Here is a 1887-nt window from a genome sequence, read left to right as displayed (position 1 = left end):
GCAATTCTCTTCACGAAGGATATGACTGTAAAATGCCTTGTCTGGTTTTGCATATCCGATCAAATGTGATGCATATACCCTGTCGAAGAGTTCGTAGTCGCCCCGCGACTTGTGTATTTCGTAGTGTGACTCGATTGTATTTGTGCCGGCAACCACCCTATATTTTCTTCGAAGTCTCTCGATTATTCTGACGGTCTCCTCCATTGGAGTCGGTTTGAAAAACATGTCCCAGATATTCCCCGGGACCGGTCTACCGAGCTTTCGAGAGAAAACGTAAACGAATTCCTCTACCGTGATTCTTCCCGTCTGCAAAGCAAGGAGATTATCCATTTCCGCAATCTCCACAAACTCCTCTTTCGAGATACCGAGAAAGCCGCTTATCGACGGAACCACACTTGTATTTTCTGCAACAACCCCACCCACATCGAATATGAAAAGTCTCAAGATTGCCTCCATTATGTCTTTACAAGAGTACAAGCTGCGGACTCAAAAACTTGAGATTAGCTAAAATGCTGACCCGCAACAACTCCTAAAGAAGATATCAAAGTATACTAAAAATATCATACTATTTAATGGATGCCAAAATCAAGCGCTTAAGACTTAAACTGCTGGAAAACAGCAAACCGAACACCAAAAAACAACTAATCTGGTTATAATCAAAATGAATCGACCTTTCACGGGGGTGACTTTTGAATCCATTAATTTTCAATCTGGGAAGATGCACTTTGTTTGAAGGGATAAAAGTCGGCGAGCTTGAAAGGATCTTCGGAAGTGTGAAGCACAGGATCAGTTTCTTCCATCCCGGAGAACTTATCGAAGAACAGAACTCAGTCTGTGATGAAATGCTCGTCCTTCTTCAAGGACAGACAAAGGCGCAAATGCAGGACTTTTCCGGCAAGGTCATAACGATTGAAACGATGGAGGCTCCGTCTATACTTGCTTCCGGCTTTCTCTTCGCTACAGAGAATCATCTTCCAGTAGATATAGTCTCAACAGCGAAAACCGCGGTTCTCTACATCGAAAGAGATGGGATTCTCTGGCTTTGCAGGGAATACGAGGTCTTTTTGAGAAACCTGCTTAGGGATATGGGAGACAGACTGACTACTCTGGCAGAAAAGGTGTGGATGCTCTCTTTGAACACTCTGAATCAAAGGTTGGCAAACTTTCTTCTCAGACAAAGTGACGATCTGGGAGATGAGTTCGAACTGAAGACTACGAAGGAAGAGCTTGCTGACGCTCTTGGAGTGGCCAGACCCTCTTTGTCAAGAGTTTTCTCTGAGTTTGTTGCGCAGGGGTTAATCAAGCAGGACGGAAGACAGATAAGGATTCTGGACAGAGCCGCCCTGAAGAGGATCAGCGGTCACACGGTGTAGCCCCTTTTTCAATTCCAAGCTACGTTTCAGCAGTGTTCTAATTGCACTACGGCGTTCTGCAGTGAATCTATTTCATGGATGAAGGGACTTTATAGAACCCTCACCTTCCCTCGCTTGTCTTGAATCTGGCTTTCCATTGCAGTCGCTATTCTGATAATATAGATGTGTCAAAAGGAGGCGTTGTTATGGAGATAGGCATCTTTGGTCTACCGTTGAGCGGGAAAAGCACGCTGTTCACCCTCCTAACTGGTGTCGAACCCCATTCCAGTCACAAGAACGAGGCTCATACGGCCGTTGCGAAAGTACACGACAGAAGAGTAGATGAACTTTCGAAAATCTTCAATCCAAAAAAGACAGTATATGCAACAGTGTCATTCACCGATATTCCCGGCTACGATCTTGCGGCAAACCAGAAGGAGAAGAATCGCATTCTCCAGTTTATTCAGAATTCAGAGGCCGTTATGGCCGTTGTCCGAGCCTTCAAAGACACATCAGTTCCTTGGCCCACTGGAGC

The 1887-nt window shown here is 45.2% G+C and carries 3 protein-coding genes; 2 read left to right on the top strand and 1 reads right to left on the bottom strand.

Annotation, left to right across the window (positions count from 1 at the left end; genetic code table 11):
- Positions 1–444: HAD family phosphatase (locus BG32_RS00560; protein WP_259459402.1), on the bottom strand; the 444-nt coding region annotated here is incomplete at its 3' end.
- A 245-nt stretch (positions 445–689) separates the two neighbouring features.
- Here BG32_RS00560 and BG32_RS00555 point away from each other — a divergent pair.
- Together BG32_RS00555 and BG32_RS00550 are read left to right on the top strand one after the other, a co-directional pair.
- Complete coding sequence (locus BG32_RS00555; RefSeq protein WP_006492806.1) at positions 690–1373, top strand: Crp/Fnr family transcriptional regulator; 684 nt, start codon at positions 690–692, stop codon at positions 1371–1373.
- A gap of 185 nt (positions 1374–1558) precedes the next feature.
- Positions 1559–1887 (top strand): GTPase (locus BG32_RS00550; protein ID WP_183084249.1); only part of this gene is annotated, 329 nt, incomplete at its 3' end.

Origin of the sequence: Mesotoga sp. HF07.pep.5.2.highcov (genome assembly GCF_003666285.1) — a bacterium.
GTDB lineage: Bacteria > Thermotogota > Thermotogae > Petrotogales > Kosmotogaceae > Mesotoga > Mesotoga prima.
Note: the sequence above shows the minus strand (reverse complement) of the source record. Positions and strands in the feature narration are given on the sequence as shown.